The sequence below is a fragment of the Pseudochrobactrum albidum genome (assembly GCF_051851455.1).
Taxonomy (GTDB): domain Bacteria; phylum Pseudomonadota; class Alphaproteobacteria; order Rhizobiales; family Rhizobiaceae; genus Pseudochrobactrum.
The window spans coordinates 58,103-75,174 of record NZ_JBPVTR010000018.1 but is presented as its reverse complement, the minus strand read 5'-3'; the positions used below and the strand labels follow the sequence as shown (position 1 = coordinate 75,174).

The 17,072-nt window shown below is 52.9% G+C and carries 9 protein-coding genes; 6 read left to right on the top strand and 3 right to left on the bottom strand.

Translation table 11 applies throughout. The features are described from left to right. The first annotated feature begins 11 nt into the window (after positions 1-11). The 4 genes from fdhF to ACSTTO_RS03220 all read left to right on the top strand — a co-directional run bounded on the left by fdhF (position 12) and on the right by ACSTTO_RS03220 (position 10,784). Entirely contained in the window at positions 12-2,897 is a 2,886-nt protein-coding gene (fdhF, locus tag ACSTTO_RS03235) for a formate dehydrogenase subunit alpha (protein WP_439271700.1), read from the top strand. A 2-nt stretch (positions 2,898-2,899) separates the two neighbouring features. Beyond that, on the top strand, positions 2,900-3,124 hold the full coding sequence (locus ACSTTO_RS03230; protein ID WP_439271699.1) for a formate dehydrogenase subunit delta: 225 nt from the start codon (positions 2,900-2,902) through the stop codon (positions 3,122-3,124). Between the two features lie 145 nt (positions 3,125-3,269). After that, positions 3,270-4,922 (top strand): OFA family MFS transporter, encoded by a 1,653-nt coding sequence (locus ACSTTO_RS03225; RefSeq protein WP_439271698.1) that lies wholly within the window; start codon positions 3,270-3,272, stop codon positions 4,920-4,922. 360 nt (positions 4,923-5,282) lie between these two features. Next, complete coding sequence (locus ACSTTO_RS03220; protein WP_439271697.1) at positions 5,283-10,784, top strand: alpha-2-macroglobulin family protein; 5,502 nt, start codon at positions 5,283-5,285, stop codon at positions 10,782-10,784. Between the two features lie 188 nt (positions 10,785-10,972). Here ACSTTO_RS03220 and ACSTTO_RS03215 read toward each other — a convergent pair whose 3' ends face one another. From ACSTTO_RS03215 to ACSTTO_RS03205, 3 genes are all read right to left on the bottom strand, one after another. Continuing rightward, positions 10,973-12,376, bottom strand: coding sequence for a coniferyl aldehyde dehydrogenase (locus tag ACSTTO_RS03215; protein ID WP_439271696.1), 1,404 nt, complete (start codon positions 12,374-12,376; stop codon positions 10,973-10,975). Then, complete coding sequence (locus ACSTTO_RS03210; RefSeq protein ID WP_439271695.1) at positions 12,373-13,089, bottom strand: lysoplasmalogenase; 717 nt, start codon at positions 13,087-13,089, stop codon at positions 12,373-12,375. Before ACSTTO_RS03210 ends, ACSTTO_RS03215 begins: the two co-directional genes overlap by 4 nt. A gap of 113 nt (positions 13,090-13,202) precedes the next feature. Then, complete coding sequence (locus tag ACSTTO_RS03205) at positions 13,203-13,898, bottom strand: TetR/AcrR family transcriptional regulator (RefSeq protein ID WP_439271694.1); 696 nt, start codon at positions 13,896-13,898, stop codon at positions 13,203-13,205. Positions 13,899-14,171: 273 nt separating this feature from the next. Between ACSTTO_RS03205 and ACSTTO_RS03200 the strand changes: the two genes are divergently transcribed. Beyond that, a complete protein-coding gene (locus ACSTTO_RS03200; protein ID WP_439271693.1) occupies positions 14,172-15,452 on the top strand; it encodes an HlyD family secretion protein in 1,281 nt (426 codons plus the stop codon). Between the two features lie 10 nt (positions 15,453-15,462). Further along, positions 15,463-17,049 carry a DHA2 family efflux MFS transporter permease subunit gene (locus ACSTTO_RS03195; RefSeq protein WP_439271692.1) on the top strand — a complete coding sequence of 529 codons (1,587 nt, stop codon included), beginning with the start codon at positions 15,463-15,465 and terminating at the stop codon, positions 17,047-17,049. The last annotated feature ends 23 nt before the right edge of the window (positions 17,050-17,072 follow it).

Below are 17,072 nucleotides of genomic sequence, written 5' to 3'. Positions count from 1 at the left end.
AGGGTTTTCTCATGTCTTTGATCAAGGAAAAAGATTACGGTACCCCTGTTTCTCATTCAGAAAACATGGTGACGCTGACAATTGACGGCCATGTGGTGCGCGTGCCGGAAGGCACTTCGATCATGCGGGCTTCCATGGAGGCGGGAATCAGCATTCCCAAACTCTGCGCAACGGATATGCTGGATGCTTTTGGCTCTTGCCGCCTGTGCCTTGTGGAGGTTGAAGGGCGCAACGGCACGCCGGCTTCCTGCACAACACCGGTGGCTGAGGGGCTGGTGGTGCATACCCAAACCAGCCGCCTCAAATCCCTGCGTAAAGGGGTGATGGAACTTTATATTTCCGATCATCCGCTGGATTGCCTGACTTGTGCTGCCAATGGTGATTGTGAATTGCAGGATATGGCAGGTGCTGTGGGGCTGCGCGATGTGCGCTATGGCCAGGATGGCGCCAACCATGTTTTCAGGCAGGGGCGCAATGACGGCGCATTGAATGCAAAATGGCTGCCCAAAGATGAAAGCAACCCTTATTTTACCTATGATCCTTCCAAATGTATTGTCTGCTCGCGCTGTGTGCGCGCCTGTGAGGAAGTGCAGGGCACTTTTGCGCTGACTATTGAGGGGCGGGGCTTTGATTCGCGTGTTTCTGCCGGGATGCATGAGAGCTTTTTGGGTTCTGAATGCGTGTCCTGCGGTGCCTGTGTGCAGGCCTGCCCGACGGCAACACTGACAGAAAAATCGGTGATTGAAATCGGTCAGCCTGAGCATTCCAAGGTCACAACCTGCGCCTATTGCGGTGTTGGCTGCTCCTTTAAGGCTGAAATGCGCGGGCAGGAACTGGTACGTATGGTGCCTTATAAGGACGGCAAGGCCAATCGTGGCCATTCCTGTGTTAAAGGGCGCTTTGCCTATGGCTATGCCAGCCATAAAGACCGCATCCTCAAGCCGATGATCCGTGAAAAAATTACGGATCCGTGGCGGGAAGTCTCCTGGGAGGAGGCCTATGCGCGCGCTGCCGGAGAATTTAAACGCCTGCAGAAGCAATATGGCAAAAACGCTATCGGAGGCATCACCTCCTCACGCTGCACCAATGAAGAGACATTTTTGGTGCAGAAACTGATCCGTGCAGGTTTTGGCAATAATAATGTCGATACATGTGCGCGTGTTTGCCATTCTCCTACCGGTTATGGTTTGAACCAGACTTTTGGCACCTCGGCAGGCACACAGGATTTTGACAGTGTGGAACACAGCGATGTGGTTTTGGTCATCGGTGCCAATCCGACAGACGGACACCCGGTTTTTGGCTCCCGTCTGAAAAAGCGCCTGCGGCAGGGCGCCAAGCTGATTGTGATTGATCCGCGGCGGATTGATCTGGTGCGCTCGCCGCATGTGGAGGCAAGTTTTCATTTGCCGCTGCGCCCCGGCACCAATGTGGCGGTTGTAACGGCGCTGGCACATGTGATTGTGACAGAAGGCCTTTACAATGAAGCGTTTATACGGGAGCGTTGTGACTGGGACGAGTTTCAGGACTGGGCGGAATTTGTGAGCGAAGAACGCCATAGCCCTGAAGCAATTGCAGAGCTCACCGGTGTGCCGCCGGAGGATTTGCGCGGTGCCGCACGGCTTTTTGCAACCGGCGGTAATGGTGCTATCTATTACGGGCTTGGTGTAACGGAACACAGCCAGGGCTCCACCACGGTGATGGCTATTGCCAATCTGGCTATGGCAACCGGCAATATCGGCCGCAAAGGTGTGGGGGTTAACCCGCTGCGCGGGCAGAATAATGTGCAGGGCTCCTGCGATATGGGGTCGTTTCCCCATGAATTGCCGGGTTACAGACATATTTCTGATGCTGCCACGCGTGAAATTTTTGAAAGTGTCTGGGGTGTGACGCTGGAAAATGAGCCAGGATTGCGCATTCCCAATATGCTGGATGCGGCTGTGGAGGGCACATTCAAGGGCATTTATATTCAGGGTGAGGATATTTTGCAGTCTGATCCTGACACGCGCCATGTTGCCGCCGGCCTTGCGGCTATGGAATGCGTGGTTGTGCAGGATTTGTTTTTGAATGAAACGGCAAATTACGCCCATATATTTCTGCCGGGTTCTACCTTCCTTGAAAAAGATGGCACTTTTACCAATGCCGAGCGCCGGATTAACCGTGTGCGCAAGGTGATGACACCGAAAAACGGCTATGCGGATTGGGAGGTGACGCAGAATCTGGCGCGTGCAATGGGACTTGGCTGGAATTATACTCATCCGTCGCAGATTATGGATGAAATAGCCATGACAACGCCAAGCTTTGCCGGTGTGTCCTATGATCTTCTTGAGCGGGAGGGCTCAGTACAATGGCCGTGCAATGAAAAGGCGCCGCTTGGCACGCCTGTTATGCATATTAATGGTTTTGTGCGCGGCAAGGGCAAGTTTATCCGCACGGAATATGTGGCAACGGATGAGCGTTCAGGCCCGCGTTTTCCGCTTTTGCTCACCACAGGGCGCATTCTCTCGCAATATAATGTCGGGGCGCAGACACGGCGTACCGGCAATGTGGCATGGCATGAGGAGGACCGGCTGGAAATCCATCCGCATGATGCGGAGATGCGCGGCCTGCGTGATGGCGACTGGGTGAAAATTGCCAGCCGTGCGGGAGAAACAACCTTGCGCGCGCTGGTTACCGATCGTGTGTCGCCGGGTGTGGTTTATACAACTTTCCACCATCCCGGCACACAGGCCAATGTTGTGACCACGGATTTTTCTGATTGGGCAACCAATTGTCCGGAATATAAGGTAACTGCAGTGCAGGTCAGTGCTTCCAACGGCCCGTCTGAATGGCAGCGTGATTATGAGGCGCATACAAAACAGAGCCGCCGCATTGCGCATAATCTGGAAACGGCGGGTTGATCATGAGTGAATATCGCAGCCGTATTCCGATGATGGCCTCACAGATTGCCACTTTTTTTGCCACGCAACCCGGCGAGGGACAGGCTGAAAATGTGGCTAAACATATTAATATGTTTTGGGAACCCCGCATGCGTACACAGCTTTTTGCGCTGTTAGATGCAGGCGGCGAGGGGTTGCACCCTTTGGTTGTGGCTGCAGCCCCGTATATAAAACGCCCCGCTTCATAAGAGGCGGTTCCATCCGGTTTTGATCAAGCCGGATGGACGTGGCGGCAGCAATATATTTTGCCTGAAAATTCAACATTGCCCGTGGGAGAGGGCAGGCTGCGGCTTGTCTGCAGACAGGAGAACTATATAAAGGGAGGGCTTTATAATGGCAGTGAGTGATCAGACGCTGGGCAGTTTGCACGGGCCGGGCATTCTGGACAGGGAGCGCATCATAGCAAAACCCGGATTTAACCGCTGGCTGGTGCCGCCGGCGGCTTTGGCAATTCATCTTTGTATCGGCATGGCTTACGGGTTTAGCGTGTTCTGGCTGCCGCTCAGCCGTGCATTGCCGGAGGCTGCAACTGGCGCTTGTGCTGATATGAGCCTCTTTACAGCCTTGTTTACCACCAGCTGTAATTGGCGGGTGGCAGATCTTGGCTGGATTTATACGCTGTTTTTTGTGTTGCTTGGCTGTTCGGCCGCATTATGGGGCGGGTGGCTGGAGCGGGTCGGTCCGCGCAAGGCCGGCTTTGTTTCTGCTCTGTGCTGGTGTGGCGGCATGGTGATTGCCGCTGTTGGCGTGATGACGCATCAATTATGGCTCATGTGGGTGGGAGCCGGCTTTATTGGCGGCGTTGGCCTTGGGCTTGGCTATATTTCGCCGGTTTCCACTTTGATAAAATGGTTTCCGGACCGGCGCGGCATGGCAACGGGCATGGCAATTATGGGCTTTGGCGGTGGTGCGATGATCGGCGCTCCGCTGGCAGATTTGCTGATGGAATATTTCAAGACACCGGATTCGATTGGCGTATGGCAGACTTTTCTGGTTATGGCTGCCGGTTATTTTGTATTTATGATGGGCGGGGCCTTTGGTTATCGTATTCCGCCGGCCGGCTGGAAGCCTGAAGGCTGGGTTGCGCCGCCGGCAAAGAAAACCATGATTACAACGCGCCATGTACATTTGCGCGATGCTCATAAAACACTGCAATTCTGGCTGATCTGGGCAGTGTTGTGCCTGAATGTTTCTGCCGGTATCGGGGTGATCGGTATGGCCTCGCCGATGTTGCAGGAAATTTTTGGCGGCAAGCTGATCGGGCAGGACGGATTGTCCTTTACGGAATTGAGCTCTGAACAAAAAGTAGCCATTGCAGCAATTGCAGCCGGATTTACCGGTCTTATCTCATTGTTCAATATCGGCGGGCGGTTTTTCTGGGCATCCCTGTCAGACCGGATCGGGCGCAAGGCGACTTATTATACATTTTTTGCGCTTGGCATTGCCCTTTATATGCTTTTGCCGACAGCGGCACATATGGGGTCTGTCACATTATTCGTGGTCATGGTCTGCATTATTCTTTCCATGTATGGCGGCGGGTTTTCCACCGTTCCTGCCTATCTGGCCGATGTTTTTGGTACGCAATTTGTGGGCGCAATTCACGGACGGCTTTTAACGGCCTGGGCCACGGCAGGTATTGTCGGGCCTGTGGTGGTCAATTATATCCGCGAATTTCAGATCGCTGCCGGTGTGCCGCGCGCCCAGGTCTATGATTATACGATGTATATTCTTTCCGGTATGCTGGCGCTTGGCCTGATCGCCAATTTTTTCATCCGGCCTTTGTCTGATAAATGGTTCATGTCTGAAGAAGAAGTGGCAAAGCTGCAGGCGGCAACCAAGGCCGAGGATAGCGGCGCCGGCGGATCTTTTGGCATTGGTAAAGGCGGACTGGATATGAAAGCGGCACTGGCATGGCTGGCGGTTGGAATTCCGATTGCCTGGGGCGTGTGGACAACTTTTGAAAAGTCGTTGATCCTGTTCCGTTAATGCGGTTTCGATAAAGCAGAAGCGCCGAAAGTGCTTTAGTATATTTATCAAGTCATATTCTGTGCATGTAAAATTGTTTCGTATTGTAATACAGCAATTTTGCATTGCCGGAATTTGATCAGAGCAGTTCCGGTTAATCAAAATAGCCGGAGCCGCTCTGATTGTTTTTATCACACTGCAAATGCATCCGGATATTCCGCTTATTCCGGATATGATATTGAGAGCGGCAGGGCTGCAATTTACATTTATTTGTCTATTTAAAAGCTTATTTGCCTGCCGGTATTGCTATCAGCCTTCTCTTGACAAGACAGTGCGGACAAGTTTCATGCTGTTTTATATTTAATTGACCGGAGAATCCCGATGTCGATGCGTGCCGTCTTTACTGGCCTTATCATGTCTGCAGCACTTGTCTTGTCTTCTCAGCCTCTGTTGGCACAGGGAGGGCAGAATAGCACAAGGATGATAGAAACCACGCAGGATGCTGATTATCCGGGCTTTGACCTGCGCACCGAGAAAAATGTCAGCCTGGATGCGTGCCAAAATATCTGCCTGCAGGATGAGCAGTGCCGCGCTTTTACCTATAATGTGAAGGCGCAATGGTGTTTTTTGAAAACGGATTATAAGCAGCTTAATGTTTTTGAAGGCGCTGTTGCCGGTAAAATTGTTGATGCAGCCGCTGCAGAGGCAACACTTGGTGCGCCAGCTCCGCTTAAATTTGTGCCGGCAAGCCTGCTTGATGAAGCGCGCACCTATCGCAATCAGCTCAATAATGCTGAAAAGCCTGCCGGTGATTTTGCCAAATTATTGCGGGATGCCCGGAAAAATTATGAAGCGGGCAATGTTTCTGCCGCGGCTGATGAATTTGCCCGTCTTGTGCCGCTTGCAAAAGAAAACAGCACCGTCTGGCAGGGGCTGAGCAGCGCAACACTGGCTGTGGCACAAGGGGAAGATGCATCCTGGCAGCAGCGCCGTGCTGCCACAGCCTCAGCTATAATTGCTTATCAGTTGAGCAATGCGGTTTCAAACCGTGCGCAGGCTCTGAGCAATCTGGCAAAGGCATTGGAATTGCGGGATTATTTCCGACCAGCGATTGATACTTATAAAGCAAGCCTTGCTGTGCAGAATTCTGCCGCGGTCAGCGCCGCTTATGAGGAATTGCGCGCGCGCAAGGGTTTTCGTGTGCTGGATCATACGGTGGACAGCGATAGCGCCAGTCCGCGTATCTGCATTCAGTTTTCAGAAGCATTGATGAAGAGCGGCATTGATTATGCTTCTTTTGTAACTGTGGATGATGCAAGCCCGAAAGGTGTGGAAGCCAAAGACCGGCAAATATGTATTGAGGGTCTGCAACATGGTAAAAATTACCGTATCGGTTTGCGTGCAGGCCTGCCTGCAGCCATTGGCGAAATGATTGAAACGCCGGTGGCGCTGAATGTTTATGTACGTGACCGCGCGCCGGCTGTGCGTTTTAACGGTGATGCCTTTGTGCTGCCAAGCACTATGCGCCGCGGTATTCCGCTTGTCAGTATTAATGTGAAAACCATTGATCTGGAGATTTACCGCGTTGGTGAGCGGGCACTGACCCGGGCTATGGACGGGATCAGCTTTTTCGGGCAGTTGGATGGCTATGCCACAGCGCAGATTGTTAATACGCTTGGAGAAAAGGTTTATACCGGCAAGCTTGATGTTGAAAGCGATCTGAACAAGGAAATTATCTCGGCATTTCCGGTGGATGAGGCTTTGCCAAAGCGCAAGCCCGGCATTTATGTCATGACTGCCAAAGGCGAGGGGGAGAGATCGGAATTTTGGACGGCGCAGGCCACACAATGGTTTCTGGTTTCGGATATCGGTCTTGCAACCTTTGCCGGAGAAGACGGGCTTAATGTGTTTGCCCGCTCGCTTGCAACCGCCAAGCCGCTGGAAGGCGTTGAGCTGCAATTGCTGGCAACCAATAATGAAGTGCTGGGCACGGCGACAACCGACAGTGACGGCCGCGCCACTTTTACCGCCGGTTTGATGCGCGGTACTGCGGCTATGACACCGGCAATCCTGACCGCGCGCTCCAAGGGGGCAGAAGGCGGGGAGGATTATGTCTTTCTGGATATGAAACGCGCAGGCTTCGATCTTTCGGATCGTGGTGTGACGGGGCGTCCGGCTCCGGGGGCGCTGGATGTTTATGGCTGGACGGAACGGGGCATTTACCGCACTGGGGAGACTGTTCATGCTGCGGCGCTGGTGCGCGACAATGCGGCCAGAGCTGTTGAAAATCTGCCGCTCACTTTCTCGTTTCTGCGTCCGGACGGGGTGGAGGATCGTGCCATTGTCAGCACATCGCAGGCAGCCGGTGGCCATGCGGTTGAATTGCCGCTGGAAGAAAATGCCATGCGCGGCACATGGACATTGCGCATTTTGAGTGATCCGAAAGCTGAGCCGCTGGCTGAAAAACAGTTTCTGGTGGAAGATTTTGTGCCTGATCGCACAGAGCTTGATCTGACTTCAGATGCCAAGGAAATTCACGCCGGAGAAGAAGCTGTTATTCATGCGGATGGCCGCTATCTTTATGGCGCTCCGGCGGAAGGGCTGACCCTTGAAGGTGAGGTGAATATCCGCCCGACACGCATATGGGAGCTGTTTCCGAAATATGTTTTTGGCCTTGCAGATGAAGAGCAGCCGGAAGATAGCCGTATTCCGCTGGATAACCTGCCAGCCCTGAACGGCAAGGGCAGGGCTGATATTGCTGTTTTTCTTGAGGATCTGCCGGTTACAACACAGCGCCTTAATGCCGATATTGTGGTGCGCATGCGTGAAGGCGGCGGGCGGGCCGTGGAGCGCACACTCACTTTGCCGATTGCTTCCGAGAGTGCGATGATTGGCATTAAACCGGAATTTGAAAGTGACAGCCTTGCTGAAAATACGGTTGCACAATTCTCGGTTATTGTCAGCAATCAGCAGGGGCAGCGTCTGGATGAAGAGGGGCTGGAATGGTCGCTGGTCAGGCTTGAGCGCAATTATCAATGGTATCGCAGTGGTAATGCATGGAAATATGAGCCGGTCACCTATGTCAGAAAAGTTGCCGGCGGCACAGTTTCCACAAGCGCACAGAGCGCCGGAAATATTCAGGTGCCGGTGCAATGGGGACGTTATCGTCTTGAGGTTGCAACGGCTGATGCGGACGGCCCGCAAACCAGCATTGAATTTGATGCAGGCTGGTATGTTGAAGCCCGCTCCACGGAAACGCCGGACGGGCTGGAAGTGGCGCTGGATAAGGAGCTTTATAAAGACGGAGAGACCGCCAGACTTAAAATCTCACCGCGTTTTGCCGGTGAATTGCTGGTGACCGTGGGCGCAGACAGTCTGCTGATGACCAAAACGGTTTCGGTTCCGGCCGGCGGGGCAGAGGTGGAAATTCCGGTCAGTGCAAGCTGGGGTGCAGGCGCCTATATTACCGCCAGCCTTTACCGGCCGGGGAAGGCTGAGGAAAACCGCATGCCGGCACGTGCGATGGGCATACGCTGGCTGGCTGTTGATCCGGCCGCGCGCAAACTCTCGGTCCGTATTGAAGCCCCTGAAAAGACCGAACCGCGGCAGGCTCTGACTATTCCGCTATCCATCGGCGGCCTCAAATCCGGCGATAAGGCCTTTGTTATGATCTCGGCTGTTGATGTTGGCATACTCAATCTTACCCATCACAAGCCGGCCGATCCTGCGGGTTGGTATTTTGGCCAGCGCCAGCTTGGTCTGGAGATACGTGATCTTTACGGGCGTTTGATTGATGGTTCGCTTGGCACTATGGGGCGTTTGCGCACCGGTGGTGATGGTGCGCAAATGGCCATTGAGGGATCGCCGCCAACCGAAAAGCTGGTTGCGTTTTTTGTAGGCCCTGTAGATGTGGGCGCTGATGGCAAGGCAAATGTCAGTTTTGATATTCCGCAATTTAACGGCACGGTACGCATCAATGCCGTGGCCTGGACAAAAACTGCCGTGGGCAATGCCCAGTCTGATGTGATTATCCGTGATCCGGTGGTTGTTACTGCTGCCCTGCCAAAATTTATGGCGCCGGATGATCAGGCACAACTGCGCCTGGATATTGCCAATACGGACGGACCTGCCGGCAATTATAAAATCAGCGTAGCCGGCTCCGGTCTGGTTTCTGTTGTGCAGGATCAGGCGCCTGCAACCATATCATTGGCGCAGGGAGAAAAGACCCATCTGATTCTGCCGCTGCAGGCCGAACGTGCAGGCGTGGAAGAGCTGACGGTTCAGCTGACCCATGAAAGCGGGCTTGCCATCACACAGGATCTGATTTTGCCGGTGCGGTCTGCAATTTTGCCGCAAACAACACGTGAGACAATCACCCTTGCTGCGGTTAATGGCTCATTGGTGATTGACCGTGAATTGCTTGCCGGACAGCGCATGGACGGGGCTTCTGTCAGTATTCATGTTTCCAACGCAGCCGGTTTTGATATTCCGGGATTGCTGACATCGCTTGACCGCTATCCTTATGGCTGTACGGAGCAGACTGCCAGCCGTGCCTTGCCATTGCTCTATATGAGTGAACTGGCAAAACAGGCCGGCATGACGATGCAGGAGAGCGAGGAAGACCTGCATAAGCGTATACAGGACGCAATTTATAAAGTGCTGAATAATCAGTCATCTTCGGGCAGCTTCGGCCTCTGGTCGCCAGATAGCGGCGATTTGTGGCTGGATGCTTATGTGACGGATTTTCTGACCCGCGCCCGTGAGCAGAAATTTGATGTGCCGCAGCATTCTATGGTGCAGGCGCTGGATAATCTGCAAAATGCGCTGGCTTATGATGTTTCCGTCAAGGATAACGGCGATGCGATAGCCTATGCTTTTTATGTGCTGTCGCGAAATCGCCGCGCATCCATTGCTGATCTGCGCTATTATGCAGATACGCGACTGGAAGAGTTTGCAACCCCTCTGGCGCGCGCCCAATTGGGAGCAAGCCTTGCGCTTTATGGTGATGGGCAGCGTTCAGAAAAAGCCTTTGCCGCGGCATTGCGTCTGGCGCAGAGCGAGCAGGCAATTGCCGCACGCGCGGATTATGGCTCGCCATTGCGTGATGGTGCGGCAATATTGGCCTTGGCTGCCGAAAGCCGCCCAATGCCTTCCATTATGCCGCAATTGACTAAAATGGTCGGGGATATGAGCAATAAAGCCCGCTATACCAGCACGCAGGAACAGGCCTGGTTGCTGCTTGCTGCCAAAGGCTTGCACGATTCTGATGCTGACTTGTCACTCACCTATAATGGTGAGCCGCATCAGGGCGCATTATCCGAACGTCTGACCGGTGAGGAACTGGAGGCGCAGCCTGTGGCTCTTGGCAATCGCGGTGACAAGCCGGCAGAGGCGGTGATCACCACAGTGGCGGCGCCGGTAACAGCACCATCTGCAGGGGGCAATGGTTTTACGATCAGCCGCAGCTATTATACGCTGGATGGTGAGGAGGTTAGCGTTTCACAAGTTAAGCAGAATGAGCGTTATGTGGTTGTTCTGAAAGCGGCTGAAGGCAATAACTGGCCTTCGCGGGTGATGATTACCGATCTCTTGCCTGCCGGTTTTGAGATTGATAATCCACGTATTGTTAACAGTGCAGATCTGAGCAATTTCGGCTGGCTGGGGGAAACGGAAATTGCTCATAGCGAGTTCCGCAGTGATCGTTTTGTGGCAGCTTTCAACAGCCGTGGCGATGATGCCCGTGAATATACGGTTGCCTATATTGTTCGTGCGGTCACGCCCGGAACCTATGCGCATCCGGCTCCCTTTGTGGAAGATATGTATCGTCCGCAATATTTTGCACGCGGTGCAACCGGCATGATGCAGGTGCAGAAAGCGAAATGAAACCCTGAACTAAACTTTAAAAACCCCGCGTGAGATGATCAGGCGGGGTTTTATCTTTGGCGGCTTTGGTTGCGATAAATGCGCGGAAACCGCTTTAAATATTTGTGTTTAATACAGATGGCAGGCAAACCCATTTTGCGCTTATGCCCTGCATATGCGCTCATATGGCCGGCGGAGAGCTGCAGATTTTATCTGGTAAGAAAACGGATAATACAATCTGCCATGCACCCGTAGGGCGGGTGAAGATAATCTGTTACTGCAGGGCTGTATTTGTATAATACCGGCATGGCCTTGGAAAATGTTTTGAAGCCTTCCTCGCCATGATAATGCCCCATGCCGCTCATGCCCACGCCGCCAAAGGGCAGGCCGGAACAGGCAAACTGGTAGAGCGTGTCATTGATGCAGACGCTGCCCGCAACAATTCTGGATAATGCGGTTTCTGTAAAATCCCGATCCTTGCAAAAGCAATAAAGTGCCAGCGGCCGGTCGCGGCTGGTAATAAAGTGAATTGCCTCTTCATAGGAAGTATATGTTTTTACCGGTAACAGCGGGCCAAAAATCTCTTCCTGCATGATGGCGCTGTCATCGGCCGGATTAATTATCAGCATTGGCGGAAGACTATGATTTTCCTGTGTGTCAGCCGCGTTGCGTTTTTCCCAGAGCGGCACAATCTGATGACTGCGGATAGCGGCATCATCTGCCAGACCTGTCAGGCGCTTATACTGTGCAGCATTGATGATTGCGGTATAATCTTTTTGTGCCTGCGGCTGCGCATAGCGTTGGCCGACCTGCTTTTTTGCCTCATTGATAAAGGGTTCCAGCATTGTTTGCGGCAGCAGCACATAATCCGGTGCAATGCAGGTTTGCCCGGCATTAAAGAATTTTCCGGTCAGAATGCGGGCGGTGGCACGGGCAAGATCGGCATCCTGTGCGATCAGGGCAGGGGATTTGCCGCCAAGTTCCAGCGTAACCGGCGTGAGGTTTTGCGCTGCCGCAGCCATAACCTTCCTGCCCACAGCCGATGAACCGGTAAAAAACAGATGATCAAAAGGCAATTGTGCAAAAGCTGCCGCAGTTTGTGCATCGCCTTGTGCGATATTGACGCGGTTTGCAGGGAAAATATCACCCAAAAGACGCGCCAGATAGGCATTGGTATGAGGTGTATGTTCCGATGGTTTGAGATAGACATGGTTGCCCGCAGCAAGTGCTGATACAAGTGGCGTGAGAGACAGGTTAACCGGATAGTTCCACGGTGACATAATGCCAACAACGCCAAGCGGAACACAGCGGATCTCAGCCCGTGCAGGCCAGAATTGCCAGCCTGCGCTGCGTCTTTGTGGTTTCAGCCATTTTTTGAGGCGACGCAGACAGAAATCGATTTCCTTCAGCACAATCATGGCCTCTGCCATCATGCTTTCATGTGTTGAGCGGTGGCCGAAATCGCGGGAAATTGCTGCCGTCATAGCAGGCAGGCTGGCTTTGAACGCTGTGCGCAGGCGCAACAGATCCTCACGCCGCTGGCGTTCATCGGGGCGGTTTTTCTGCCATGCCGCCTGCAAGGTTTCAAATGTGGTGCGCAACGGGTCTGTCATGCGGGTTTTCCTGTGACTGAACGGGCAAAGCACCATTGTGCGGCATAATAAGTGCCGAGCACGAATAGCGGATTAAGCGGAATGTCAAAGCGAAATCGCCCATAAGCAAGGATGGAATCACTGATCACAAACAGCACGCTGCCAAGGGCTGCAATTTGTGCAGCTTGCTGTTGCGCCTTGCCGGCTGCAGGCAGGCAAAAAGCGCGGTTAACAGCCAATGCCGCCATTAGCGCCAATGCGGCAGCATAAATGGCAACAGGCACGGCCATGCCTGTTGGCAAGGTATGCCAGAGACCGGCAAAAATCAGCAGGGCTATGAGTGCAAAACCGGTGAAAATAAGCGGTTTGACAGGAAGATGATCAGATAAAAGTGCATAAATATAAGCGCAATGGGTGAGGAGAAAGCAAATCAGACCGGCCAGGAAATAATCTTGCGGCAGCATTAAAAAGAAATCGCCGCCAATGGCAAAGGCAAGGCCGAGCGCAATGGCATTGCGGTAGCGTGCGGAAAAAGGTGCTGCCAATGAGAGTGTATAGTAAAGCAGCAAGGCTGTGGCTGCCGGTTTGGTAAGATAATGCAGCCAACGCCATTGCGGAGCGATGGTTGCACCAAGCAATGTACCTGCTATGGCACCTGCGGCAAGCAGGCCATAGATAAGGGTTATAATGCTGGCAGTCTGTCTGCTTTTGAGTGCAGGATTGCTGTCCGTCATCTTGCCGGCCTCCCTTGTATGAATGATGCAGCCGGATAAGAACCGCCGGATATTACCTGAACGTAAACTGCATCATATAAGAGTAGCGCAAATCTGTTTCTGTGCAACTGCAATCATTTGGCCGGCGCGGGCAGATTATGGGCTTTCTCCTCTGATAATCCGGGAGTATTTTTTGCGCCATAGGCTGCAAAAAACATATCAACCGCAGATTCCACATTATAACGGATCTGTTCCTCGTCCGGCATATCCTGCATAACAGCAAAAAGGCGCTGGCGGTAAATACTGGCAAGAAAAAGCTCCGCCAGCTGATGGGCGGCATGTTGTATATCCGGCACTTTGATAATGTCTTGTCTGTTCAGTTCTTCGATATAATTTTTCAGTACGGACAGGCCACGGCGCGGGCCGCGCTCATAAAAACGCACCCCCATTTCCGGCTTGCGTTCTGTAACACCAAGGATTGTGCGCTGGGCGCTGATGACGATATCGGATGTTACCAGGCGCACCAGTGCAATGCCATAGGCTATCAGGCTCTCGCGGCTGGTGAGTTTATCGCCGTGATTATTGCTGATCTCGGTAAACAGGATATTGCGATGCTGCTCGCAAAGGGCTTCAAAAAGATCGTCCTTGCTATCAAAATAGACATAGATTGTGCTTTTGGAAACTCCGGCTTCACGGGTAATGTCATTCATGCTGGCGGCATCAAAACCCATATGCAGGAAAACACGCTGTGCCCCGTCCAGAATTTGCTGACGTTTTACCGGATCCTGTCCTGCACTGCAGCGACTGGACAGCCTTTTGACACCGGTCATACTGGCTGGCTCCTTTCAATAAAATGTGAGCGGGAAATCCTGAACATTTGAACCGATCAGTAAGATTTTAATTGATATGCCGCGCCGCTTGCTCTATGTCAACATCGAACTGATCGGTTTGATATGTGGCAGATTGCGGGGGCAGTCACAACGGCAACCTGCATTATTTTATCTTTTTTATATCTGCCGGTTCCGGTTTTATGAATACCGCCCGCCGATTACCATATGACAAAATTTACTCGTCCTATGCCTGTTTTGTAGAGAAAGCCGCCCATGTCCGCTCTTAAACCCGCTGAACAGCTTAATCCGGATGAAACATCCGCAGAAGATGCACCGCGATTTGACCATGCAAAGACAGAGCATATTGTGGCGCCGGCTGCGTTTAAACGTGTGCCGCAGACCGGAGACGGTGCAAGATCTGACACTGCGCCTGATCACACAGATTATGCCGGGCAGAAAAAGCCTGATGCTGCGGTATCCCTGCCTGCCAAACCCTCCCGCAAGCGCAAAATTCTCGGCGGCCTTCTGGCGGTGATTGTGGCAGGTGCGGCATGGTATGGCTATGATTGGTGGACGACAGGGCGGTTTATGGTATCCACTGATGATGCCTATATACAGGGTGATATCATGACCATGTCGCCAAAGGTTACCGGCTATATTGAGGATGTCTTGGTAAGCGCCAACAGCAGGGTAAAAGCAGGGGATCCGGTGTTTCAGCTGGATCGCGGCGATTATGAGATTGCCTTGCGCGAAAAAGAGGCAGCACTTGCCACCCAGCAACAGACACTTGCACGCATCCGGGCGCAAATTCTTGCAGCTGAGGCAGCTTTAACACAGGCGCGTGCCTCACAGCAGGCCTCAGCGGCAGTGCTTGCCAATGCGCAGGCAAGCATGGAGCGCATAACCAAATTGCATAATACGCGCTTTGTCTCCAATTCGGATCTGGATAAGGCGGTAACGGCGCTGGCACAGGCCAGAGCTTCTGATGCCAATGCACAGGCACAGATTGAGGCAGCACAGGCCAATATTGCCGTTTTAAAAGCACAATATAGCGAGGCTGAGAGCCAGACGCGCAGCCTTGAACTGGCGCGGGATAAAGCGCAGCGCGATTTGTCTTTCACCACAATCCGCGCGCCGTTTGACGGGGTGATCGGCAATCTGACCGGCAAAAAGGGTGATCTGGTGAGCGCGGGGCAGCGTATTGCTGCGCTGGTGCCGGTTGACGCGCTTTATATTGATGCCAATTTCAAGGAAACACAGCTGAAACGGCTGCATGGCGGCGAGAAGGTTTATTTTACTGTTGATGCCCTTGATGGCGAGAAATTTGAGGGGCGGCTGGATTCCCTGTCACCGGCTTCGGGCTCTGTCTTCTCGCTGCTGCCGCCAGAAAATGCCACGGGCAATTTCACTAAGGTTGTGCAGCGGGTGCCGGTGCGCATTGCTATTCCCGCCGCTGCACTGGCAAGCGGCAAATTGCGCGCGGGTTTAAGTGTTGTTGTGGATGTGGATACGCGCACCGGCAGCAGTGGGCAGTCTGCGGCAGCAAAAGAATAGGGCTGCTGTCATGACAGCCTCAACCACCATAGCGGGCGCATCTGCAGGCGCCGGAAATGCAGACAGGATTGATCCGAAAAAAGCCATTGCTTTTCTGGCAATGGTTTTTGGCATGTTTATGGCTATTCTCGATATTCAGATTGTGTCTGCATCATTGGCTGAAATTCAGGCCGGGCTTGGGGCAAGCTCTGAAGAAATTTCCTGGGTTCAGACCTCATATCTTATTGCTGAAGTGGTGATGATCCCGCTCTCCGGTTTTCTCGGGCGGTTATTATCCACGCGTGTATTATTCATGGTTTCTGCTGCCGGTTTCACGCTTGCCAGCCTGCTATGCGCAACGGCGACCAATATTGAGCAGATGATCATTTACCGTGCGATACAGGGCTTTATCGGCGGGGGAATGATCCCGAGTGTTTTTGCAGCGGCTTATACGATTTTTCCGCCGTCAAAACGTTCGGTTGTCTCTCCCATTGTCGGGCTGGTGGCAACATTAGCCCCGACTGTCGGGCCGACAATCGGGGGGTATTTGTCGCACACATTTTCATGGCACTGGCTTTTTCTTGTCAATGTGGGGCCTGGTATTCTGGTGGCAATTGCCGCATGGAGCTTGATTGATTTTGACAAGGGTGACAAATCCCTGCTCGATAAATTCGACTGGTGGGGGCTTGCTGGCATGGCGGCTTTTCTCGGCTCTCTGGAATATGTGCTGGAGGAGGGGCCGCGCAATGACTGGTTTGAAGATCATCATATTGTCATGATGAGCCTTGTGCTGGCGGCGGGGGCGCTGGTATTTTTCTACAGGGTTTTTACGGCAGAAGAGCCGATTGTTGATTTGACCGCCTTTCGCGATGTTAATTTTACCCTCGGCTCCGGCTTTTCCTTTGTAATGGGGGTAGGGCTTTACGGGCTGACTTATCTCTATCCGCTCTATCTTGGCAGTATCCGCGGTTATGATGCGCTGATGATTGGCGAGGCGTTGTTTGTCAGCGGGCTTGCTATGTTTATGAGTGCGCCGCTGGCGGGTTTTCTTTCTGCACGCATGGATCCGCGCCTGATGATGATGATCGGCTTTATCGGTTTTGCTTCCGGTACTTATCTGATGACAGGGCTGACAGCGGACTGGGATTTTGATGAGTTGCTGTTGCCGCAGATTTTGCGCGGTTGTTCAATGATGCTGTGTATGGTGCCGATTAATAATCTGGCGCTTGGCACCCTGCCGCCGGCGCAGCTTAAAAATGCTTCCGGCCTGTTTAACCTGATGCGTAATCTTGGCGGGGCTATCGGCCTTGCGGTGATTAACACAATGCTGATGCGCCGCAGTGATTTGCATTATGCGCAATTGTCTGAACATTTGAACAAGGGTAACCGCGCCGCAGAGGAAATGCTGGCCGGTCTTGCGGCAAAATATAATGCGGCAGGGCTTGATGGCGCAAATATCGCGCTGGTTAAGCTCTCTGGCATGGTGCGCGGGCAGGCAGCGGTTATGTCTTTTATAGATGTGTTTATGATTTTGACGGCGATGTTTGGCGTGCTGGCACTTTTTGCCATGATGATGCGCAAACCCGGTGAAGTGCCGAAAGATGCCGCCGGGCACTGAACGGGCTGAAAATTCAGCAGGAA

Excerpts from the sequence above, each read along its gene's own strand:
- fdhF (WP_439271700.1), top strand. The coding sequence starts at position 12 with ATGTCTTTGATCAAGGAAAAAGATTACGGTACCCCTGTTTCTCATTCA.
- ACSTTO_RS03230 (WP_439271699.1), top strand. The coding sequence starts at position 2,900 with ATGAGTGAATATCGCAGCCGTATTCCGATGATGGCCTCACAGATTGCC.
- ACSTTO_RS03225 (WP_439271698.1), top strand. The coding sequence starts at position 3,270 with ATGGCAGTGAGTGATCAGACGCTGGGCAGTTTGCACGGGCCGGGCATT.
- ACSTTO_RS03220 (WP_439271697.1), top strand. The coding sequence starts at position 5,283 with ATGTCGATGCGTGCCGTCTTTACTGGCCTTATCATGTCTGCAGCACTT.
- ACSTTO_RS03215 (WP_439271696.1), bottom strand. The coding sequence starts at position 12,376 with ATGACAGACCCGTTGCGCACCACATTTGAAACCTTGCAGGCGGCATGG.
- ACSTTO_RS03210 (WP_439271695.1), bottom strand. The coding sequence starts at position 13,089 with ATGACGGACAGCAATCCTGCACTCAAAAGCAGACAGACTGCCAGCATT.
- ACSTTO_RS03205 (WP_439271694.1), bottom strand. The coding sequence starts at position 13,898 with ATGACCGGTGTCAAAAGGCTGTCCAGTCGCTGCAGTGCAGGACAGGAT.
- ACSTTO_RS03200 (WP_439271693.1), top strand. The coding sequence starts at position 14,172 with ATGTCCGCTCTTAAACCCGCTGAACAGCTTAATCCGGATGAAACATCC.
- ACSTTO_RS03195 (WP_439271692.1), top strand. The coding sequence starts at position 15,463 with ATGACAGCCTCAACCACCATAGCGGGCGCATCTGCAGGCGCCGGAAAT.